The sequence below is a fragment of the Pseudomonas sp. Pf153 genome, from assembly GCF_001269775.1.
GTDB lineage: Bacteria > Pseudomonadota > Gammaproteobacteria > Pseudomonadales > Pseudomonadaceae > Aquipseudomonas > Aquipseudomonas uvaldensis.
This window is the reverse complement of record NZ_LHVL01000025.1, coordinates 790,163-812,018: the sequence shown is the minus strand read 5'-3', so window position 1 is coordinate 812,018 and position 21,856 is coordinate 790,163. Positions and strand designations below refer to the sequence as shown.

Sequence of the window (21,856 nt, the reverse complement as noted above, 5' to 3'; positions counted from 1 at the left end):
GATTCTCCATGGGCTCAAGCATTCTCACCGCGAAGGACCTTAGCAAAGTGGTCCCCAGCGCGGAAGGTGAACTGACCATCCTGCACGAACTCAGCCTGGAACTGAACAAGGGCGACAGCCTGGCCATCGTCGGCGCGTCCGGCTCCGGCAAATCCACCCTGCTGGGCCTGCTGGCCGGCCTCGACCTGCCCAGCAGCGGCGAAGTAACCCTGGCCGGACAGGCTCTCAGCGCACTCGATGAAGACCAGCGGGCCCGGATCCGCGCCGAACACGTCGGTTTCGTCTTTCAGTCGTTCCAGTTGCTCGACAGCCTCAACGCGCTGGAAAACGTCATGCTGCCGCTGGAGCTGGACGGCCGCAGCGATGCCCGCGAACGCGCCACGGAACTGCTGCAGCGAGTCGGCCTGGGCCAGCGCCTGGCCCACTCGCCCCGACAACTCTCCGGCGGCGAACAACAACGGGTAGCCATTGCCCGCGCCTTCGCCGCCGAGCCCGACGTGCTGTTTGCCGACGAACCCACCGGCAACCTGGACAGCCATACCGGTGAGCGCATCAGCGATCTTCTGTTCGAACTGAACAAGGAAAGCGGCACGACCCTGGTGCTGGTCACCCATGATGAACGCCTGGCCCACCGTTGCCGGCGCCTGATCCGACTTGAAGCCGGCCAGATGGTCGCGCCCCTGGAGCCTTGATGGCACGCTTGCCGCTGTTGCGCCTGTTCAGTCTCGCCGTCCGCCAGTTACTGCGGGACGCCCGTGCCGGAGAGCTGCGCGTGCTGTTCTTCGCCCTGTTGGTGGCGGTGGCGGCGAGTACCGCCATCGGTTACTTCGGTGCCCGCCTCAACGGCGCGATGATGATGCGCGCCACCGAATTCCTCGGCGCCGACCTGCTGCTCGAAGGCAGTTCGCCTACCCGTCCCGAACAGATCCGCAGCGGCACCGAGTTGGGCCTGGAACATGCTCGGGTGGTGGAGTTCTCCAGCGTCGTGGCCACGGATAACGGCATCCAACTTTCCAGCGTGAAGGCGGTCGATGACGCCTACCCCTTGCGCGGAGAGCTGAAAAGCGCCCCGACCCCGTTCGCTCCGGAAGAAACCGGCGGCCGCCCGGCCCCGGGCGAAGCCTGGGTCGAGGCACGACTGCTGACGGCCCTGGACCTGAAGATCGGCGACAGCATCGACGTCGGCAATGCCACCCTGCGTCTGAGCCGCATACTGACCTACGAACCGGATCGCGCCGGCAACTTCTACAGCCTCACGCCTCGGGTCATGATCAACCTCAAGGACCTCGACTCCACTGGCGTGGTCCAGCCCGGCAGCCGTGTCAGTTATCGCGAACTCTGGCGAGGCCCGGCACCGGCACTGCAAACCTACCGCGACCTGATCAAGCCTGGCCTGGAAGCCAACCAGCGCCTGCAGGACGCCCGCGACGGCAATCGGCAGATCGGTGGCGCCCTGGGCAAGGCCGAACGCTACCTGAACATGGCCAGCCTCGTCGCCGTGCTGCTCTCCGGTGTCGCCGTCGCCCTCTCCGCCAACCGCTTCGCCACTCGGCGCTTTGATGCCAGCGCCCTGCTGCGCTGCCTGGGCCTTTCACGTCGGGAAACCATGGTGCTGTTCAGTCTGCAACTGACGGTACTGGGCCTGTTGGCCAGCATCGGTGGCGCCCTGCTCGGCTGGGTCGCGCAATTGGGACTCTTCGCCCTGTTGCAGGATCTGCTGCCTGCCACCGTCCCGCCGGGTGGCCTCTTGCCGGCCGTTGCCGGGATCGGCACCGGGCTGGTGGCGCTCGCAGGGTTCGCACTGCCGCCCCTCGCCGCGTTGGGGCGCGTGCCGCCGTTGCGCGTATTACGCCGGGACATGCTGCCGATCCCCCCCAGCACCTGGCTGGTCTACGGCGCCGCGTTGGGTGCCCTGGGCCTGATCATGTGGCGCCTGAGCCTGGACCTGGTGCTGACGTTCGCGCTGCTTGGTGGCGGCGTCATCGCCGCATTGGCCCTCGGGGGGCTGTTGTTGCTGTTGCTTCAGAGCCTGCGCCGGATGCTCGCCCGTGCCCCGCTGCCGTGGCGGCTGGGGCTCGGCCAGCTCTTGCGCCATCCGCTGGCGGCGGCCGGCCAGGCACTGGCGTTCGGCCTGATCCTGTTGTCCATGGCATTGATCGCCCTGTTACGCGGCGAACTGCTCGACACCTGGCAAAACCAACTGCCGAAAAACGCGCCGAACTACTTCGCCCTGAACATTCTGCCCAACGACAAGCAGGCCTTCACCGACAAGCTGCTCCAGCTTTCGGCGCAATCGGCCCCGCTCTACCCTGTCGTGCCGGGGCGACTCATCAGCATCAATGGCGAACCGGCCAAGGAGTTCGTCACCAAGGATTCGGCTGGAGACCGCGCACTGCAACGCGACCTGAGCCTGACGTGGGCCGCGGACTTGCCAGCGGGCAACGTTGTCACCGCCGGAAACTGGTGGCCGCAGCAGCCACCGGACGACATGCCGGGGGTTTCGGTGGAAGGCAAGGTGGCCGAGAACCTCAAGATCAAGCTGGGCGACCGACTGCTGTTCAGCGTAGGCGGCGTCAACCGTGAAGCGAAAGTCACCAGCCTGCGCGAGATCAACTGGGACAACTTCCAGCCCAACTTCTTCATGATCTTCCAGCCTGGCACCTTGAAGGACCTGCCGGCCACTTATCTCACCAGCTTCTATCTGGCGGCCGGTCACGACCAGCAGATCGTTGAACTCTCGCGAGCCTTTCCGGCCGTGACGATCCTGCAGGTGGAAGCCTTGCTCGAGCAGTTGCGCAGCATCCTGGCCCAGGTAACCCTGGCCGTGGAATACGTGTTGCTGTTCGTGCTCGCAGCAGGCATGGCCGTCCTGTTCTCCGGCCTGCAGGCCACCCTCGACGAGCGGATTCGCCAAGGCGCGTTGTTGCGGGCCCTGGGTGCCGGACGAGCGCTGCTGGTCAAGGCGCGGCGTATCGAGTTCGGCTTGCTCGGTGCGGTCAGCGGCTTGCTGGCGGCACTGGGTTCGGAGCTGGTGAGCCTGGTGCTGTATCGCTACGCCTTCGACCTGCCCTGGCATCCGCACCCCTGGTTGCTGGTGTTGCCGGTGGTGGGCGCACTGCTGATCGGCGCTGCCGGTGTGTTCGGCACCCGTCGCGCCCTCAACGCCAGCCCGCTGACAGTGTTGCGCGAGGGTTGATAGACTTCGGTCTCATCCTCACAAGAATTCGCCATGAGTCGTTATCGTCCACCACGCACCGCCGGCACCGCACTGATCACTCCCGAGGGGGAAGCGCGGATGCGCGCCGAATTTCATGAGCTATGGCATGTGCGCCGCCCGCAGGTCACGCAGGCGGTCAGCGAAGCGGCAGCCCAGGGGGACCGCTCGGAGAATGCCGAGTACACCTACGGCAAGAAAATGCTGCGGGAAATCGACAGTCGCGTTCGCTTCCTGACCAAACGCCTGGAAGCGCTCAAGGTGGTGACGGAAAAGCCCAGCGACCCGAACAAGGTGTACTTCGGCGCCTGGGTCACCGTCGAAGATGAAGATGGCAAGGAGTCTCGCTATCGCATCGTCGGGCCCGACGAACTGGATTTGAAACAGAACCTCATCAGCATCGACTCGCCGTTGGCTCGGGCGTTGATCGGCAAGGCGCTGGATGCTGAAGTCAGGGTGCAGACGCCCACCGGGGAAAAACTGGTCTACATCGTGGACATCACTTACCCCTGAGCCGTCCACCGCGCTCAAAGCCCGCCGGCTGGAAACATCCCTCCAAACTTGAACCTTTGACAAGGTAGCCGCGCTGCGCAGAATGATGGGCGCGGGCGGCCTCACGCCTGTTGCCCAGAACATTATTCAAGGAAGAATAATCGTGAAAGCGACCCATCATGGACTCGACAACTGGATGTATAACACTCCGGGGTTGGACACACTGCGTATCGATGAACTTATCCTGCCTGGCACCCATGACTCGGGTGCCGACAAAGCAGCGCCCAGCCCGACCTTGCTTCAGGAGAAAACCCAGGACGTTCCAATCATCGAACAGATTCTGGCAGGCTTTCGTGTGCTGGACTTGCGCGTGGTGTTCAGCGCCCACGCGCCCGCCGACAGCGACAAGCGCTTCCAACTGTTCCACTTCAGCTCTTCCGGTCGCACCGTGGGTGGCGATGTCCTGGACCCGTTGAATCATTTCTATGACGACCCCGACAACAAGGCAACCAGGGCAAAGGAAATCGTCATCCTGAACTTTCACAAGTTCAAGCACTTCACTCGTGCGACCCACCAGGAGTTGCACAAATTGATCAATACGAAACTGGGGTCACGCTTGATCCCCCGGAACTGGCGACGTTCAACGGTGGGCGACATCTGGACCCATCGCCCGGAACGAACCGTGGTGATTGCCTACAACCATCGTGTCAGGGCGAAGTACTGGAAAGGTGTGGAACATCAATGGAGCGGCCAGAACCTGAACACAACCGCCGAGTTGAAAAAGTTCATGGACGAGCAGTCCGCCAGGCAAAAACCGGACTTCGCATTGCGCTCGATACAATGCGCCAAGTACGTGCTGCCCCTGCATGTCCCGGATGATTTCAGCGACAAGATCGACGCATGGTTCGACTCCAGGAACAGCAACAGCTATATCCAGCGCTTTCATATCATCAATACCGACTGGTCGACCCGTAGCCGGATTGTGTTCAACTGCATGCACGCCAACGGGGTCAGAGCGATGGCAAAGGCCGACCGTCTCAACGCCGAGTGATCAATCCCTGCCGCGCAATGCGGGTCAGCTGTCGGATCATCTCGGGGGCATCCGCTGCGCTGGGGGACTGGATGACGGCCAGGTCGAAACTGTCGTTGGCAAAACGTGCCAGCGACTCGCCGTCTTCGACAAACTGGATCAGGAACGCGGCAGGCCCGTGACTACGCCTTGGCCATCCGTCGAGATAGCGCAACAGTGTCGGCTGATGGGTACCGCCCAGGAGAATTTTCGGATTGCGCTGCAGTAGACTTGCCGTAATAGGCGCCAGACGGGCCAGGGAGTTGGGTGCGTTCATCGTGTCGTGTCTCTGCCTCGAAAGTCTGCATGGCAGGTGAGAGGCAACACCGAACCAGCGCTTTAGCGGTATTTCGAAGCCGTGTCTCTGGCTTCTGACGGCAACTCCCTGAGTCACCTGGCGCCCCGCAAGTAGCTGTTTAAATCGGCGCATGGGCAGCATCCTAGAGAAGCCGACCGGCCGGTGTCAAGAATCAGCGTCCATAAAAAAGGCCCGTACCAGACGGGCCTTTCAAGGACGGATTTGACTATGAGCGAGCGACAGCGCCGTCGACCGAGAACTTGCCCGCACCTTCGATCAGTACCGCAATGCTGCCGGCCAACAAGGCCAGGGCGAACTCATAACCATTGTTTGCCATGAACAGACCGTTACCGATATGGACCGAAAAAATCGCCACCAGCGATAGGAAAGCCAGGCCCAATGCCGCCGGACGGGCCAGCAAACCGATGACCAACGCCAACCCGGCGAAGAACTCCGTGCCGCCTGCCAAAGTCGCCATCAGGTAACCGGGGGTCAGCCCGATGCTTTCCATCCATTGAGCCGTCCCGGCCAGACCGTAGCCACCGAACAGGCCGAAGAGTTTCTGCGCGCCATGAGCGACGAAAATGATGCCCACCGCTATACGCAAAACGGTCAGGCCATAGCCAGCGCGGGTAGATAGGACTTTGTTGATGACGGTGCTCATAGCGTGCATTTCCTGAGTGAGTGCAGTTGATGGTCGCTATATTAATCAAATAAACAAATGACAAAAGTGGAAAATATCCGTCATTCATATCAAATGATTAGATCACTTCCGTGTGGCGACTTTTTGCTCCTTAGGCTCCAGCGACTCTCGTTCCCGATCAAACGCCAGATAGTACTTGTTCACACTATTAACGTAGCTGACGGCGCCCATTCCCACCTGCTCCATGGCAATGCGCTCGACCTGGAAGAACCACTGGTTGGGATTGAGGCCCCGTCGCCGGGCCTCGGCACGCATGCCCTGCACCCGCTCCGGTCCCATGTTGTAGGCTGCCAACACGAAGGCCATGCGTTCGCGTTCGTTGAGTTTGGGGCTGGAAAAAAACTTGCGACGGATCATGGCCAGGTACTTTGCGCTGGCCTGCACGTTCGCATCCAGGTTCTGGATATTGCCTACACCTACCCGCTGGGCTGCCGACGGAGTGATCTGCATCAGGCCTGTGGGCCCGCTGCCACTGCGGGCATTGGGTTGCAAGGCCGACTCCTTGAACGCCAGGGCAGCCAGGTTCAGCCAGTCCATGTTTTGAGCCTCGGCATGCTTTTGCAACACCGGACGCAGCTTCTCCAAACGCTGGCGATCGGCCCGAGCCAATGGGTTGTGGACCTGATACAAACGACGATAGATACGCAGGAACGCCGCATCCTGATTTGACGGCACCTTGTAGGTGGTCAGGAATCCGTTGATGCTGGCGCGCAGCATGGCAGCGTCACGGCGAACGAACCAGTGCTCGCTTCGCGGTTCACCAATCAACACCTGTCGATCGAAACGCAGCTTGGGGAGAATCTTGCCCCAGCGCTCGGCAATCGGTTGTTCGACGATCGTCAGGTGAAAGATCCCACCCTGGACCATCTCCAGCACATCTTCCACCGCCAGGCTCGGATCCACCCATTCGATCTTCACCGGTGGCAATTTGAGCAGCCCCAGCTTCTGGTTAATCTGGTTCACGGCATCTCCCGCCGCACTGCCATTGGGCAGGGCCAGGCTCTTGCCGGAGAGCTGTTCCACGCGGGTATAACGTTTCTCGCCCTTTATGCCCACCAGCAGCAGGGGCACATCGGATCGGATCGGATCGCTGGCGCTGACCGCCTGGCCAGCCTGGGGTTCGAGCAATTCGCCCGGCGCCACCATGTCGCCCTCGCCACGGTGCAAAGCACCTAGCAACTGGTCCTTGGCAGTGGGGATGATCTTGAGGGTGATTTCCTGGCCATCGCGGGCGTGGCCGTTCAGGTACTGCTCGAAGGCTCGCAGCCTGTGATATTCGACGCCGATGGATTGTCCCTGGACTTCACCGGAACTGTTTCGACTTTGATTGACCAGCACTTTGAGCACGCGACTGCTGCGGATCTGCGCCAGATCCCGCACGGTACCCGGCGCCACGGTTTGCACTGGTCCGGGCAGCCGCGCTTCGGCCGACCACGGCAAAAGCAGCGAACAACACAGCAGTAACAATACCTGAGGACGTGCCATCCATTCTCCGGGAGGATACCGGGACTCGCCTTTCAGAAAAATCGAGGCTTGAGCCGACGGAAACAGAGCGCCCGAGGCGCTGAAAAGTGCGCAAGACTGGCACAGTGCTGGCTTTTATACCAACCCGACCTGTCTCATGGCCTCAACAGACAGCCTCAACTCATTGTAGTTCTTGGCTTTTCTTATAAATCCACAGCTCTGGTATGCTTTCGGGCCCTTGGGCCGAGATAGCACCATGCAACTCATCGATATCGGCGTCAACCTGACCAACCCCAGTTTCGCCGACAAACACGAGGCGGTGCTCGAACGTGCCTACGATGCCAGTGTCTGCCAACTGGTCCTGACCGGCACCAGCATCGAGGGCAGCGAAGAGGCGATCGAGCTCTGCCAGCGCCTCGATGAAACCGCGCAACGGCTGTTTTCCACCGCCGGCATTCACCCTCACAGTGCCAGCGAATGGACTGCCGACAGCGCGCGGCACCTCAAGGATCTGCTGAAACAAAGCCGGGTCCGGGCGGTAGGTGAATGCGGACTGGACTTCAACCGGGACTTCTCGCCTCGTCCACAGCAAGAAAAAGTCCTGGAAGAGCACCTTGCCCTGGCGGTGGAACTGCAGCTTCCGGTCTTCCTCCACGAACGCGACGCCGACCAACGACTGCTCGAAATCCTGCGGGACTTTCGCGACCGCTTGCCAGCCGCGGTGGTGCATTGCTTCACCGGCGAGAAAAAAGCGCTGTACAGCTATCTCGACCTGGATCTGCACATCGGCATCACAGGCTGGATCTGCGACGAGCGCCGGGGCACGCACTTGCATCCCTTGGTACGCGACATCCCTCGCGGCCGGCTGATGCTGGAAAGCGATGCGCCGTACCTGCTGCCCCGCACGCTGCGTCCCAAGCCCAGGAACGGCCGCAACGAACCGGCTTACCTGACCGAAGTGTTGCGCGAAGTCGCCTTGCACCGGGGTGAGTCCCAGGAAGACCTCGCGGCGCACAGCACAGCGTGTGCCCGAGCGTTTTTCGGGTTGCCGGTCATTCCAGGCTAGGACACACCTCCTCTGCGGCAGTCCCTGGACAGTGTGATCTGTTGATCCGTATCAAAATCCCCAGCCTTGGTTAGCGGCACAATAATGGCACCTTGCCAAAACTGTTTCCGCTATCAGAGAAGACCTTCCATGGGTGCCTGGCTTAGCAACATCTCGCTGAAATACAAATTCTGGGCGGTCAATGCGGTGGCCTTCGTGACCACCCTGCTGCTTGTCCTTTTCGCGGTGCATCTGGAGCAACAGGCTCGCAACCACGCAGCCCTGGCGAATGCCCAGGCCCAGGCCCGGTTGCTCGACCGTTGGCCTGTTGGACAGGCCATGCCCAAGACCGATTACCTGTTGACCTTCCCCCGAGGCCAGGTCCCCGTTTTCGAGGGCGTGCCGTTGCCGACACTGGCGGCGGCCGCAGGCTGGGTCGAGCTCGATGCCAAGCCATTATTCGGCGACCGGCCGCTGTTGGGCGCCGAGGTGATCCAGCGAAGCGACGGCCAGCAACTCGCCGTCCTCGCCCCTGGGGCAAGCCTGAGCCAGGTCTTCAGCGAACGCTTCAGCCAATACGCCGTGGCGGTATTCGTGCTGATGTTGGCGATGCTGGGTGCGTCTCAGTTGTTGATCCGCTTTTTGCTCAGCCAACTCAACACGTTGAAGGACGTGATGCTGCACGTGGAACGGACCGGCGATCTGTCCGCCCGCGTGCCCCTGGCCTGCCAGGATGAAGTAGGCCAGATGGCCGCGGCATTCAATGCCATGCAGGCCGGTTATCAGCGGGTCGTCGATACCGTAGCCAACACCGCTCGACAACTGGACAACGGAGCGGCACGCCTGGCGTCGAGCATGAACGATGTGCGCCACGGCATGCTCGGCCAGCAGAGCGAAACCGATCAGGCAGCAACGGCGATCAACGAAATGTCTGCCACGGTGCACCACATCGCCCAACATGCCGGCGCCACCCGCGACCTGTCGAAAACCGCCGACACCCTGGCCGGCAACGGTCGCGAAGTGGTGGGCCGTGTACAACAATCGATCACCGGGCTTTCATCCGGCGTGCAACAGACCGCCGAAATGATCCAGCGCCTGGCCGAAGACAGCCAGAAGATCAACAGCGTGGTCAGCGTGATCCACAGCATCGCCGAACAGACCAACCTGCTGGCCCTCAATGCAGCCATCGAGGCGGCGCGGGCCGGGGACATGGGTCGGGGCTTCGCCGTGGTCGCCGATGAGGTACGCAACCTCGCCAAGCGGGTGCAAATCTCAACAGACGAAATCACCACCATGATCTCCGCCCTGCAGGCAGGGACCCGGGATGCGGTGGATTTCATGCAGGAAAGTTCCTACAAGGCTGACGACTGCGTACAGCAAGCTCGCGAAGCGGGCGAGGCGCTGGAACAGATTACCGGCGCGGTGGCGCAGATGCGTGAAAGTAACACCCAGATCGCCGTCGCGGCCGAACAGCAGAGCCAGGTTGCCGAAGAAATGAACCGGGCGGTAGTCGGTATTCGTGATGTCACTGAAAACACCGTGCGCCAAACCGTGGACTCGGCCACCACCAGTCATGAACTGGCGACCCTGGCGGGTGAACTGAACAAGGCGATCGGGCAGTTGAAACTCTGAGACACTGTTATCGCAGGCAAGGCCTGCCCGCGATGACAGTCTGCCATTGATCCAGACTCCAGCACCTATCGCTTCGATAGCCAACCACGATTCGCCCGCCCTTCCTGCCGCGCCTATCCTTGGGTCATTCGGTTCCATCGACTCAAGGATCACCATCATGGGCAAACGTCACCCCAACCTTGCGGCCTGGCAATGGCGCGTCTACCCCGACAACCACCGCCAACCGACCCATCAGGTTTTGCAGTTGATTGCGATCCCCCTGTTCATCGTTGCGTTCCTGTTGATCGTCACAGGGATGTTCAAGCTGAACCTGGCGGATGTCGCCATCGGCATCATCGGTGTGTTCGCGTCGCTTTCACTGCAACGTCACCGACACTGAACAGACCGCAGCGTCAGCCGAAGATCGTCACGGTCTGCCGGCTCATGGCGATCAGACGCCCATCGGCGCTCCAGAACTTCGCGGCGACGTGTCCGTAGCCGTCCTGGGCGTGCTCGATTTCGGCCAGGTATTGGCACCAGTCCAGGGTCGTAAGCTCCAGCACCGGCTGGACAAACTCGATGGTCCAGGTGAGCGTGCTGCCCGGCGCCATTTGCGTGAGGTGAGGCAACAACGCGGGAGGCCAGGCGTCCACCAACGCCAGGATGTGAGCCTCGTTGAGCGGTTCCTCCTTTACATCCCCCCGTAACCGTACCCAGCCCCCCATACTCCGGGATTTATTTCCGGTAAACGGCAGGCCGCCGACGCTCCAACGCATTGCCAGATGCCTCATGAACTCCGGCGTGGCGCCTTTGACGTAGGGCAGCTCCTGGCACCGCTCCACCTCAGTGAAGGGCGGAGCAGGTTCGGCGTGTACCGCCACCACGGAAGCACGGGATGCACCGAAGCTGCCCTGGACCAGGGTCACCACCTGCCCCTTCTGCACCGCACGCCCCACGACCTGGCTGACCGCCTTGCCTTCACGCAACACGTCGACCTCGAAACTGACGGGTACGTCCGGTTCGACCGGGCCGACGAAGGTGATCGCCAGCGAACGCACCGGACGATCCGCCGGGACCTGCGCACGCATCGCTTCGTATTGCAACGCCGCTATCAGCCCACCAAAACTGGCGCGTCCCTGGCCCCATTCCGGCGGAACAACCACGGCGCCGGGTTGGTGGCGCACGGCATCGATCAAATCGGAAAAGCGCATGACAACCTCGAAGACTGGGAAGAAAGTTGAACGGATCTTAACCAGCCGGGGGCAATGGCACAGCGCTCATTCCGGCCAAAGAGGCTGACAGAAAAGCCGCCATACCTGAATCTACCCATCTCCATGTGGAAGCGGGCTTGCTCGCGAAGAGGCAGGCACATCCAATAGAGATGTCGACTGACACGCCGCCCGGAGCAAGCCCGCTCCCACAGGCGGAATAGGTGCAGGGGTCAGGATTTTTCGAAGCAACTGGCAATCAGCTTATCGAGAACCCTGTCGGACTTGGCCTCGGCCTTGCCCATGGTGATTTGCCAGACCGGCACGCAAGGTTGCAGATCTCGCTCCTGCTCGGCCCTGGCCAGCCACTGCCAGCAATCGTGCCAGTCACCCAGCGCGCCCTGGGCGGATTTGAGTCGTGGCATGGCCGCTTCGGGCAAGCGGTTGAGTTCAGGGTAAGCCTCGATGGCGTAGCGCACGCGCTTGATCAGCAGGCGCAGCCGATGGCGGTCGTGAGCTGGATCGCGCAAGGCTTCGCCGAGTTTCTTCCATTGTTTGTCCAGACGCTTTTCGATGCGCTTGCGCAGGCCTTTGAGCAGCCCTTCACGTTGGGCGGCACGAATGAAGCGCGGGAACGCGTCGAGGATCATCAACAGCTGCGCCAGCTCCGGGCTTTCGGCCACGGCAGGATAGGCGCCCTCCATCTGCACCCGACGCTGCTCGGCGGCTTGGGCCTTGCCATGTTTCTCAAGATAGGCCGCCAGCACTTCCCGATCACGCAACGGGGTGGTCAGGGTGCCGACCGCCGAAGCGGCGGACTCCAACTGCTCGACGCCGGGCAACCCCCGCAACGGACGAAGCAGGCTGCGCAAACGGCGAACCGTGGTACGCAGGTCATGCAGCGCCTCGCTGTCGGTATGGGCATTCAAGCGGGCCTGGCAGGCCAGCAGGCGGACTTCCAGGCCCAGTATCCGGGCCACCAATCGATCGATCATGGACGTACTCCGTACGCAGCTTTCAGCTGCAAGCGTCAAGTGAGGAGCGATGCATGCCCCTTCACTTGTAGCTCGCAGCTCATGGCTTGTCGCTGGTTTTATCGTCCTGCGCGGGATTCGCGGATGTAGAAACGCGCCTTCTCGGCTTTTCTGGTGCAGCCTTCAAAGGCTTCGAACTGCTGCTGGGTCTTGGCACCGGTCAGCAGCGACAGGGCTTTGGAATAACTCACGGTGCCGGCAAAACCTTCGGCCTTGGCCAGGTCGAGTTCCTTCCAGGCGGCGTCGAGCTGGCTGCCGCAGCTGTCACGGTAAGCGGTTTTGCCGGCGCAACCGGCCAGGGCCAGAACCATCAGGGAAGCCACCAAGGGCAGGCAGATCCGGGCTTTCATCGATAACACCTCAAGGTCAACAGTCGTGCTGGTAAGACGGTCCCGCCAGCAAAAAGTGCCGAGGCCGGACCGCGTTAATTCAAGTGTGGGCGAGAATACAAAAAAGCCACATCGGCGTGTCAAAAAACGACGCCTGCGCCATGACGATTGAGCCGGGCCGTCGATGAGTGCATTGTTGAAGTCTGTTCGACAAGGGGGCCAGGTCATGACAAAACGTGTCGCATTGGTATTGGGCTCGGGTGGCGCACGGGGCTACGCGCATATTGGTGTGATCGAGGAAATCGAACGGCGTGGCTATGACATCGCCTGCATCGCCGGTTGCTCCATGGGCGCCGTCGTCGGCGGGATCTATGCCGCGGGCAAACTCGACGACTATCGCAACTGGATCGAAAGCCTGGACTATCTGGATGTCCTGCGACTGGTGGACGTAAGCTTTCGCCTGGGGGCGATCCGTGGGGAAAAGGTCTTCGGACAGATCCGCAAGATCGTCGGCGAACTCAATATCGAAGATCTGCGCATTCCCTACACGGCCGTGGCCACCGACCTGACCAACCAACAGGAAATCTGGTTCCAGGAAGGTTGCCTGCACCAGGCCATGCGGGCGTCGGCGGCAATTCCCAGCCTGTTCACACCAGTGATGCAAGGCAACCGCATGCTGGTGGATGGCGGCCTGCTCAATCCATTGCCGATCGTGCCGGTAGTGTCCAGCCATTGCGACCTGATCATCGCGGTCAACCTCAATGCCACGAACCAGCGACAATATCGGTTGCCGGTGATCCCACGTCCCGCTGCGTTCCGGCGCCGCTTCGACACCCTGGTCAACTCCTTGGGCTCGCGCATGCCGTTCCGGCGCAAACAAGCCGAACAATTGCTGCTGCTGGAACAGGAGGCGCTGAAGGCGGAGGCAGCGGCGCTCAATCCATGGATCGAATCCGCCGAACCCGAAGGCCAGCAACCGGCCGCCGCGCCTGAGGCCGAAGGCGCACCAAAGTCCGCTACGGGCTCGTTCATCATCGATAACGTCGGCCCGGCTTCGTTATTGGACCTGATCAACCAGAGTTTCGAGGTGATGCAGACCTCTCTCGCCCAGTACAAGATCGCCGGGTACCCGCCGGATGTGCTGATCAACGTGCCGAAACGGGTATGCCGTTTTTTCGAGTTCTACAAGGCGCCTGAATTGATCGCGCTGGGGCGGGAAATTGCCAGTGATACGCTGGATCGGTATGAGCGTGAGGAGCGATGAGTGACTGAAGGATCTCTATTGGCTGTCAGGGCCTGATCGCGATGGCATCAGATCAGACACCACTGAACTGGATCCCACCCTCTTCCAGCAACCGATACCCCACCCCCGCTTCGGTCACGATGAACCGGGGCCGCGTAGGATCATCCGCCAGCTTTTGCCGCAGGTGGCCCACCACAATCCGCAGATAATGGCTGTCTTCGACGTGGGTCGGGCCCCAGATGTCCTTGAGCAGTTGCTGCTGGGTGATGACCCGCCCAGGGTGACGCGCCAGTTGCGCCAACACTGCATATTCCTTGCGGGTCAGCGACACTTCGGCGCCATCGAGCAGCACCCTCCGGTAAGCCAGGTCCACCGTCAGCGGGCCGACGGTCACAGCCGCTTCCCGCCCCTCCGCCGCTGGAACCTGTCGCAGCAGCGCACGGATGCGGGCCAGGAACTCCTGGATGCCGAACGGCTTGGTAACGTAGTCATTGGCCCCATTGTCCAGCGCCTCGACCTTCTGCGCTTCGCTGGCCCGCACCGACAGCACCAGCACCGGTACCGCCGACCATTGGCGAAACTCGCGCAGCACTTGTTGGCCGTCCATGTCCGGCAGGCCCAAGTCGAGGACCAGCAGGTCGGGCTTGTTCAACGCTGCCTGGGCCAGGCCGTCGCTGCCCGTGGCGGCCTCCAGCACCTTGTAGCCCTGGGAGGCCAGGCTGATGCGCAAGAACTTGCGGATCTGCGGTTCATCGTCGATGACCAAAAGTGTGGCGGTCTGGTTCATGAGGTCCGTTCAATACAAATAGATGGCAGGAGAATATCCCAGCCCGGCTCAGGCTTCATCGTCCATGCCCGGTTGTGCCTGCGAGGGCAAGTGCAACGTGATACAGGTTCCGCGTCCGTCGAGCCCTTCGTCCACACTGATCCGCCCGCCATGGGCACCGACCATGCCCTGGCAGATGGCCAATCCCAGCCCGGTGCCCTGTCCGCCCCGATCGCCGCGCGCAGCGGTGTAGAACATGTCGAAGATTTTGTCCCGCTCCTCTGCCGGAATTCCCGGCCCCTCATCGGCCACGGCAAAGAATACTTCGCGATCCGTCGCTCCGGCGCTCAGTAACAACCGGCCGTGCGCCGGTGAGAATCGCGCAGCGTTCTCCAGTACATTCACCAGGGCCTGTTCGATCAGCGCTGCATGGATGTGCAGCAACGGCAGTTCGGCCGGCACCTCGACGCTGACCTCCAGCGACGCCAGCACCGCACGCAATCGATTGAGCGCGCTGCCCACGATATCGGCCGGCGCCACCCAGTCCCGCGCCAGTTTCAGGGCGCCGTGACCAAGCCGGGTCATGTCCAGCAGGTTCTGGATGTAGCGATCCAGCCGTTCGGCTTCGTCGCGAGTGCCTTCAAGCAATTCGCGACGATCTGCCAACGGGATCGCCTCCCCCAGAGCCAGCAGGCTGTCGATGCTGCCCCGCATCGCGGTCAGCGGTGTGCGCAGATCATGGGACACCGAGGCCAGCAAGGCGCTGCGCAGTTGCTCGGTTTCGCCGTGCAAGCGTGCCGCTTCCAGATCCTGGGCCAGCTGGGCCCTCGCCAACGCCTGGGCCAGCGGCTGACCGAGGGCGGCCAGCAGACGTCGCCGCTGACCACTCAACGGCTTGCCGTCCCTGGGGCATGCCCCCAACAATGCCAAGGGCCCACCCTCCACCGACAATGGCCACCACCACCAACGCCCGGATGGCAGCGTACCGGTCCCTGCCCCGGCTGACTGATCATGCTGCCAGGCCCAGTCGGCGGCGGCACGCTCGGCCTCGCTGAAGGTCAGCGGTTCGCCGGTTTCGACTTTCCAGCCCGCCTGGCCACCACGGTTGAGCAGACACAACTGCAAATCGTGCCAACCGTCAAAGTGCTGCACGGCGGCACTGATCACTGCCTGTCTGTCAGTCGCCGCCGTGAGCTTTCGAGACAGGTCGAGCAACTCGCCGGTTTCCTGCTGGGTATCGCGCAGCACCTGCAACTGACGACGCTGGCGAGCGGCGAGGTTGCCGGTCAGGGCCGCCATCAGCAGGAAGAACACCAGCGTCAGCACGTCCTCTTCGCGCTGGATCGTGAAGGAGAAATTCGGCGGGATGAACAGAAAGTCATAGGCCAGGAATGACAGAGCCGCGCACGCCAGCGCGGGGCCGAGGCTGCTGCGCACCGCCACCAGCAAGACCGCCATCAGAAATACCAGGGAAATGTTGGGCAATGCCAGCAGCCCGGAGATCCCCCAGGCCAGCGCGCTTGCGGCCATGGTTGCTAACAGCGCCAACGCATAGTCGAACCCGCTGCGCGCGGCATCTGAACGCACATGGGCGGGACGCGGCTGCTCATCGCTGTCCAACACGTTGATCTCCAGTCCCCGGGCATTTCGCAGCAGACGCGACGCCAGACCGCCGCCGAACCAGCGCCGGCGCAAGCGTGGCCGGGATTGCCCCACCAACACCAGCGTGGCACGGCGCTCGGTGGCGTGCTGGATCAAGGTCCTGGCCACTTCACCGGCCCTCAGCAGCACCACTTCGCCGCCCAGGCGTTCCGCCAGTTGCTGGGCGGTTTGCAGGCGTTGACGCGAGGGCTCGTCCCGGGTGCTGCCGTTATCCACATGCACAAGGCTCCACGGCAGATGCCGGCGCTGGGCGACGCGGCTGGCGTGGCGCACCAGACGTTCGGCCTGGATGTCGCCATCCACCCCCACCAGCAGTCGTCCGCGCACCGCCGGCGCAGCCTGACCCAGTTGCCGATAGCCCTGGGTCAGGTCCTTGTCCACCTGGGCCGCGGCGGTCTGCATCGCCAGCTCGCGCAAGGCGGTCAGGTTGGTCTGGCTGAAGAACGCATCGATGGCTGCCCGAGCCTGCTCCGGGACGTAGACCTTGCCTTCGCGCAGACGCTCCAGCAGCTCACGAGGGGGCAGGTCGATCAGCAGCAGCTCGTCGGCCTCCTGCAGAACCCAATCGGGCAAGGTCTCGCGAACCTGCACGCCGGTGATGCCACGCACCTGGTCGTTGAGACTTTCCAAGTGCTGGACGTTCACGGTGGTATAGACGTCGATGCCGGCGGTAAGCAATTCCTGGATATCCTGCCATCGCTTGGCGTGCCGGCTGCCGGGGGCATTGCTGTGGGCCAGTTCGTCCACCAGCACCAGAGCCGGACGTGCCGCGAGCAGGCCGTCGAGGTCCATTTCTTCAAGCGTCACACCACGGTATTCCGAGCGCACCAACGGTTGCTGTGCCAAGCCACCGAGCAGCGCCTCGGTTTCGGTTCGACCATGAGTCTCCACCACGCCAGCGAGCACCTGCACGCCCTGGCGCAGTTGGGCGTGGGCCGCCTGCAACATGGCGTAAGTCTTGCCGACCCCAGGGGCCGCACCAAGGAAGACCTTGAGCCGACCACGGCCAGTGCGGGGCAAGTTGGCTAACAGTGCGTCGGCACGGTCGGAGTCGCTCATGCGATGGGGTTCTCTCGTTTCAGATTTTGATGCAGTGAATGTTCGACGCCTGATTACAGCTTTTCCAAAGCCAGGTTCAATGCCAGGACATTCACCACCGGCGGCCCCACCAAGGGCTGCTCGATGTGTGCATCGAGTAATTGCTGCACAGTCGAAACCGGCAGATTGCGCGCCGCGGCGACACGCGCCAGTTGATAGGCAATTGCTGCCGGAGGCAAGTGCGGATCGAGGCCGCTGCCGGAGGTGGTGAGCAGCGCCAGCGGTACAGGCCCTTGCTCGGTCACCTGAAGCTTGCGAGCGTCTTCGATCACTCGGGCGGCCAGAGCCGGATTGCTCGGGGAAAGGTTACTGGCGCCACTGGCGACCGTGGCGAAGGCACCGGCCGATGGCCGTGGATGGAACCAGGCATCGCCCTGGAAATCCTGGGCGATCAGCATCGAACCGCGCACCTTGCCGTCGGCATCCTGGACCAGGCTGCCGTTGGCCTGGGCGGGAAACACCATTTGCGCGACGCCCGTCACCACCAACGGATAAGCAACACCTGTGATCAAGGTCATCAGCAATAACAGGCTCAAGGCCGGGCGTAACAGTGTGGACATCTCAGAATCCTCGAATTGAAACAACAACCTCTAGCGACGCTCAGGCCAGTTGGCCGGCATCAGGCTCAGACCAGGTTCAACGCTGTCAGCAACATATCGATTGCCTTGATGCCTGCGAATGGCACCACGATCCCACCCAGGCCGTAGATCAACAGGTTGCGCCGCAACAGTGCCGCCGCGCTCGCCGCCTGCACCCGCACGCCCCGCAGGGCCAAGGGGATCAGCACCACGATAATCAGCGCATTGAAGACGATGGCCGAGACAATCGCGCTTTGCGGGCTGTTCAAGTGCATCACGTTCAACACACCGAGCTGCGGATAGATAGAAGCGAACAACGCCGGCAGGATTGCGAAGTACTTGGCGACGTCATTGGCCACGGAGAACGTGGTCAACGCGCCCCGGGTGACCAGCAGCTCCTTGCCGATCTGCACCACATCCAGCAATTTGGTTGGGTCACTGTCGAGGTCGACCATATTGGCCGCTTCCCGCGCTGCCTGCGTGCCGTCATTCATTGCCATGCCGACATCGGCCTGGGCCAGGGCCGGCGCGTCGTTGGCGCCGTCGCCGCACATGGCTACCAGTCGGCCGTCATTCTGCTCGTGACGAATACGCGCCAGTTTCTTTTCCGGCGTGGCTTCGGCCAGCACGTCATCGACACCGGCCTCGGCAGCAATTGCGGCGGCGGTCAGAGGGTTGTCGCCAGTGACCATCACCGTGCGAATCCCCAGCTTGCGCAGCTCGGCAAACCGTTCGCGGATGCCGGGCTTGACCACGTCCTTGAGATGGATGGCGCCCAACAACTTGCCGTCGACGCACACCAGCAGAGGCGTGCCACCACTCTGGGCGATCCTGTCGACCTCCCGAGCGAGCACCGGGGGCAACTCATCGCGTGGCAGACCAACGAATGCCAGCAGCGAATCGACGGCCCCCTTGCGATATTCGCGTCCCTGATAATCGACACCGGACAAACGGGTCTCCGCGCTGAAGGGGACGACAGTCAGCAAGTCGACAGCGGGCTCGGGCTGCGGATGCAGACCGCGCAGGTATTCGACGATGGACTTGCCTTCGGCGGTCTCGTCGGCCAACGAGGCGAACAGCGCGCCTTCGGCCAGCTCTCTGGCACTGACACCCGGAGCGGCATACACCGCGGCGCAACGCCGATTGCCAAAAGTGATGGTGCCGGTCTTGTCTAGCATCAGCACATGAACGTCCCCCGCCGCCTCCACCGCACGACCGGACTTGGCGATCACATTCAGGCGTACCAGCCGGTCCATGCCGGCGATGCCAATGGCCGACAGCAGACCGCCGATGGTGGTGGGAATCAGCGTAACCAGCAGCGCCACCAGGAAAACCAGCGGCAGGCTGCCATTGGCGAAATGGGCGAACGGTTGCAACGTGACGACCACCAGCAGGAAGATCAGGGTCAGGCCGATCAACAGGATATCCAACGCCACTTCGTTGGGGGTCTTCTGGCGTTTGGCGCCTTCGACCAGGGCGATCATGCGGTCCAGCGTGGACTCTCCGGGGTTGCTCGTGATACGCACCAGCAACCAGTCGGAAACCAGCCGAGTGTTGCCGGTGACGGCCGAACGATCCCCACCGGATTCCCGGATCACGGGTGCCGACTCCCCCGTGATGGCGGCCTCGTTGACTGCAGCAATTCCTTCGATCACTTCACCGTCGCCCGGAATCATCTCCCCCGCCTCGACGCGAACCACGTCGCCCTTGCTCAAGGCGCTGGCGGGGACCGATTCAAAACCTGTAGCTGTCCGGCGGCGTGCAGTGAGGCCGTCGCTACCGGCCTTGAGGCTGTCGGCCCGGGCCTTGCCACGCCCCTCGGCCAAGGCTTCGGCGAAATTGGCGAACAGCACGGTGAACCACAGCCAGAGCGCAATCTGCGCAGCCACGAAGACTGGCACAACGCTGTCGGGAATGAAGCACAACACCGTAGTGAAAATCGCCGTCAACTCCACCACCAGCATCACCGGTGCCCGATACAACTGCCGCGGATCGAGCTTGACGAAAGCTTGCTTCAGCGCGGGCCGCCACAGGGTAGAGATCGAAGTCTTCGGTGCTTGGGCGGCCTTGGTGGCGACCGTTTCGGTTGCAGACATAGTCATCATCGGTTCCTCAGAAGCCCATGCTCAGGTGTTCGGCAATCGGCCCCAGGGCCAGGGTCGGCAGGAAGCTCAGGCCGCCTACCAATAGAATGGTCACGGTCAGCAGGGTCACGAATAACGGACCGTGGGTGGGGAAGCTGTTCTGGCCGATCGGCGCGTTTTTTTTCAGCGCCAGGCTGCCGGCCAATGCCAGCACCGGCAGGATGTAGCCGAAACGACCGATCAGCATGCCCAGGCCCAACATCAGGTTATGGAAAGGCGTATTGGCGCCGAACCCGGCGAATGCCGAACCGTTGTTCGCCCCCGCCGAGGTATAGGCGTACAGCAACTGGCTGAAGCCGTGGGCGCCAGGGTTGCTCACTGCGGACGATGGTCCCGGCAGGCTCGCGGCGACAGCACCGAGCACCAGGACACTGACGGGCATGACCAACAAGGTCACCACCAACAACTGCACTTCCCTGGCACCGAGCTTCTTGCCCAGGTATTCCGGAGTTCGGCCGATCATCAAGCCTGCCAGAAACACCGCGATCAGCACGTTCAACAGCATCCCGTAGAGCCCGGCACCCACGCCGCCGAAGATCACTTCGCCGACCATCATGTTTACCAACGCGACCATGCCGCTGAGCGGGTTCAGGCTGTCGTGCATCGCGTTGACCGAGCCATTGGACGCCGAGGTGGTGGTCACCGACCACAGCACCGTGGCGGTGGTACCGAACCGTGACTCCTTGCCTTCCAGTGGCGCGGCTTGTTCCACCGCCTCGTTGATCAGGGCCGGATTGGGCTGGTATTCCGCCCATAACGAAGTAGCGCCGCCGATCAAGAACAGCACAAGCATGCAGGCGATGATCGCCCGGCTCTGGCGCAGGTCCTTGACGTAGTGGCCGAAAGTGAACACCAGCGCGGCGGGAATCAGGATGATCGAGGCGACTTCGAACAGGTTGCTCCAGGCCGTCGGGTTTTCGAACGGATGCGCCGAGTTCACACCAAAGAACCCGCCACCGTTGGTACCCAGTTGCTTGATCGCAATCTGGCTGGCGGCCGGCCCCAGCGGGATCACCTGGTCCGTGCCCTGCATCGTCACGGCGTGGACGTAATGCGCGAAGGTCTGCGGCACGCCCTGCCACACCAGGAACAAGGCCAGTAACAGGCACAACGGCAAGAGCCCGTAGAGCGTGGCACGGGTCATATCGACCCAGAAATTACCCAGCGTCGCGGCGGACCGGCGCCCGATGCCACGACACAGCGCCACCAGCACCGCCAGGCCAGTGGCGGCGCTGACGAAGTTTTGCACGGTCAGGCCGACCATCTGGCTCAAGTAGCTCAAGGATGCCTCGCCACTGTAGGACTGCCAGTTGGTATTGGTCATGAAACTGACGGCCGTGTTGAAGGCCTGGGTCCACTCCATGCCAGGCAATTGCTCGGTATTGAGGGGCAGATATCCCTGTAGCAGCAGCATTACGAACAGCAACACAAACCCCACCAGGTTGAAGGCAAGCAAGGCCAGGGCATATTTTTGCCAGCTCTGCTCAATAGCAGGATCGACACCAGCCAGGCGATAACAGCCACGCTCCATCGGACCGAGAATGGTTGAAAGCCAGGTGCGCTGGCCCTCCATGACCCTGTAATAGAACCGTCCCAGAAACGGTGCCGGAATCAGCACCAACGCGAAAAAGGCAAGTATCAATCCGTAGTCATAACCGTGCATGGCCGCTCCTAGCTCCGATCCGCGCGCAACAGCGCAACCAGCAGATAAATGAACAGTGCCACTGCCAAGAGCAATGACACCCCGTCCAGAACACTCATGGGATTTCTCCGTGTTACGGCGTCGTGCCGTGTTGGAGCGATTGTCCTCAGGGAGCCTGTAAAGGAGCGAGATCGAGAGTGAGCGTGGGGATAAAAAATGCGTAAAGAATGAGCCAGGGTTTTGTTATGACAACGAC

The 21,856-nt window shown here is 62.1% G+C and carries 19 protein-coding genes and 1 pseudogene; 8 read left to right on the top strand and 12 right to left on the bottom strand.

Features of this window, described 5'->3' with window-relative positions; all coding sequences use genetic code 11:
- The first annotated feature begins 8 nt into the window (after window positions 1–8).
- The 4 genes from AD666_RS18820 to AD666_RS18805 all read left to right on the top strand — a co-directional run bounded on the left by AD666_RS18820 (window position 9) and on the right by AD666_RS18805 (window position 4,757).
- Window positions 9–692: an ABC transporter ATP-binding protein gene (locus AD666_RS18820; protein ID WP_053155152.1), complete on the top strand. Its 684-nt coding sequence runs from the start codon at window positions 9–11 to the stop codon at window positions 690–692.
- Window positions 692–3,196, top strand: a complete 2,505-nt coding sequence (locus AD666_RS18815; protein WP_053155150.1) for an ABC transporter permease — start codon at window positions 692–694, stop codon at window positions 3,194–3,196. Before AD666_RS18820 ends, AD666_RS18815 begins: the two co-directional genes overlap by 1 nt.
- A 33-nt stretch (window positions 3,197–3,229) precedes the next feature.
- On the top strand, window positions 3,230–3,727 hold the full coding sequence (greB, locus tag AD666_RS18810) for a transcription elongation factor GreB (protein WP_053155148.1): 498 nt from the start codon (window positions 3,230–3,232) through the stop codon (window positions 3,725–3,727).
- A gap of 142 nt (window positions 3,728–3,869) precedes the next feature.
- Complete coding sequence (locus AD666_RS18805; protein ID WP_256222708.1) at window positions 3,870–4,757, top strand: hypothetical protein; 888 nt, start codon at window positions 3,870–3,872, stop codon at window positions 4,755–4,757.
- Here AD666_RS18805 and AD666_RS18800 read toward each other — a convergent pair.
- The 3 genes from AD666_RS18800 to AD666_RS18790 all read right to left on the bottom strand — a co-directional run bounded on the left by AD666_RS18800 (window position 4,744) and on the right by AD666_RS18790 (window position 7,261).
- Complete coding sequence (locus AD666_RS18800; protein ID WP_053155145.1) at window positions 4,744–5,052, bottom strand: hypothetical protein; 309 nt, start codon at window positions 5,050–5,052, stop codon at window positions 4,744–4,746. The genes AD666_RS18805 and AD666_RS18800 overlap by 14 nt on opposite strands.
- 247 nt (window positions 5,053–5,299) lie before the next feature.
- Window positions 5,300–5,737, bottom strand: a complete 438-nt coding sequence (locus tag AD666_RS18795) for a DoxX family protein (protein WP_053155143.1) — start codon at window positions 5,735–5,737, stop codon at window positions 5,300–5,302.
- 102 nt (window positions 5,738–5,839) lie between these two features.
- The gene (locus AD666_RS18790) at window positions 5,840–7,261 is read right to left on the bottom strand and encodes a transglycosylase SLT domain-containing protein (protein ID WP_053155141.1); all 1,422 of its coding nucleotides are present in this window, start codon (window positions 7,259–7,261) and stop codon (window positions 5,840–5,842) included.
- A 235-nt stretch (window positions 7,262–7,496) separates the two neighbouring features.
- Between AD666_RS18790 and AD666_RS18785 the strand changes: the two genes are divergently transcribed.
- The 3 genes and pseudogenes from AD666_RS18785 to AD666_RS18775 form a co-directional block, all read left to right on the top strand.
- On the top strand, window positions 7,497–8,306 hold the full coding sequence (locus tag AD666_RS18785; protein WP_053155139.1) for a TatD family hydrolase: 810 nt from the start codon (window positions 7,497–7,499) through the stop codon (window positions 8,304–8,306).
- Between the two features lie 129 nt (window positions 8,307–8,435).
- Window positions 8,436–9,917 carry a methyl-accepting chemotaxis protein gene (locus AD666_RS18780; protein WP_053155137.1) on the top strand — a complete coding sequence of 494 codons (1,482 nt, stop codon included), beginning with the start codon at window positions 8,436–8,438 and terminating at the stop codon, window positions 9,915–9,917.
- A 157-nt stretch (window positions 9,918–10,074) separates the two neighbouring features.
- Window positions 10,075–10,293 (top strand): annotated as a pseudogene (locus AD666_RS18775) (terminase); the annotation flags it as partial.
- A gap of 16 nt (window positions 10,294–10,309) precedes the next feature.
- On the opposite strand, the gene AD666_RS18770 reads toward AD666_RS18775, so the two are convergent.
- The 3 genes from AD666_RS18770 to AD666_RS18760 form a co-directional block, all read right to left on the bottom strand.
- Window positions 10,310–11,107, bottom strand: a complete 798-nt coding sequence (locus AD666_RS18770; protein ID WP_053155135.1) for an acyl-CoA thioesterase II — start codon at window positions 11,105–11,107, stop codon at window positions 10,310–10,312.
- A gap of 230 nt (window positions 11,108–11,337) precedes the next feature.
- The gene (locus AD666_RS18765) at window positions 11,338–12,099 is read right to left on the bottom strand and encodes a CHAD domain-containing protein (protein ID WP_053155133.1); all 762 of its coding nucleotides are present in this window, start codon (window positions 12,097–12,099) and stop codon (window positions 11,338–11,340) included.
- A gap of 98 nt (window positions 12,100–12,197) precedes the next feature.
- Window positions 12,198–12,488 (bottom strand): hypothetical protein, encoded by a 291-nt coding sequence (locus tag AD666_RS18760; protein ID WP_053155130.1) that lies wholly within the window; start codon window positions 12,486–12,488, stop codon window positions 12,198–12,200.
- Window positions 12,489–12,693: 205 nt separating this feature from the next.
- Here AD666_RS18760 and AD666_RS18755 point away from each other — a divergent pair, with 205 nt between their 5' ends.
- Window positions 12,694–13,731 carry a patatin-like phospholipase family protein gene (locus tag AD666_RS18755; protein WP_053155128.1) on the top strand — a complete coding sequence of 346 codons (1,038 nt, stop codon included), beginning with the start codon at window positions 12,694–12,696 and terminating at the stop codon, window positions 13,729–13,731.
- A gap of 52 nt (window positions 13,732–13,783) precedes the next feature.
- Here AD666_RS18755 and AD666_RS18750 read toward each other — a convergent pair whose 3' ends face one another.
- The 6 genes from AD666_RS18750 to kdpF all read right to left on the bottom strand — a co-directional run bounded on the left by AD666_RS18750 (window position 13,784) and on the right by kdpF (window position 21,719).
- Entirely contained in the window at window positions 13,784–14,497 is a 714-nt protein-coding gene (locus tag AD666_RS18750; protein WP_053155127.1) for a response regulator, read from the bottom strand.
- A 48-nt stretch (window positions 14,498–14,545) separates the two neighbouring features.
- Window positions 14,546–17,197 (bottom strand): sensor histidine kinase KdpD, encoded by a 2,652-nt coding sequence (locus AD666_RS18745; RefSeq protein ID WP_053155125.1) that lies wholly within the window; start codon window positions 17,195–17,197, stop codon window positions 14,546–14,548.
- 53 nt (window positions 17,198–17,250) lie between these two features.
- Entirely contained in the window at window positions 17,251–17,796 is a 546-nt protein-coding gene (gene kdpC / locus AD666_RS18740) for a potassium-transporting ATPase subunit KdpC (RefSeq protein WP_053155122.1), read from the bottom strand.
- A gap of 65 nt (window positions 17,797–17,861) precedes the next feature.
- Window positions 17,862–19,916: a potassium-transporting ATPase subunit KdpB gene (gene kdpB / locus AD666_RS18735; RefSeq protein WP_053155120.1), complete on the bottom strand. Its 2,055-nt coding sequence runs from the start codon at window positions 19,914–19,916 to the stop codon at window positions 17,862–17,864.
- A gap of 10 nt (window positions 19,917–19,926) precedes the next feature.
- Window positions 19,927–21,621 (bottom strand): potassium-transporting ATPase subunit KdpA, encoded by a 1,695-nt coding sequence (gene kdpA, locus AD666_RS18730; RefSeq protein ID WP_053155118.1) that lies wholly within the window; start codon window positions 21,619–21,621, stop codon window positions 19,927–19,929.
- A gap of 8 nt (window positions 21,622–21,629) precedes the next feature.
- Window positions 21,630–21,719, bottom strand: a complete 90-nt coding sequence (gene kdpF, locus AD666_RS18725; RefSeq protein ID WP_053155116.1) for a K(+)-transporting ATPase subunit F — start codon at window positions 21,717–21,719, stop codon at window positions 21,630–21,632.
- Window positions 21,720–21,856: the final 137 nt, after the last annotated feature.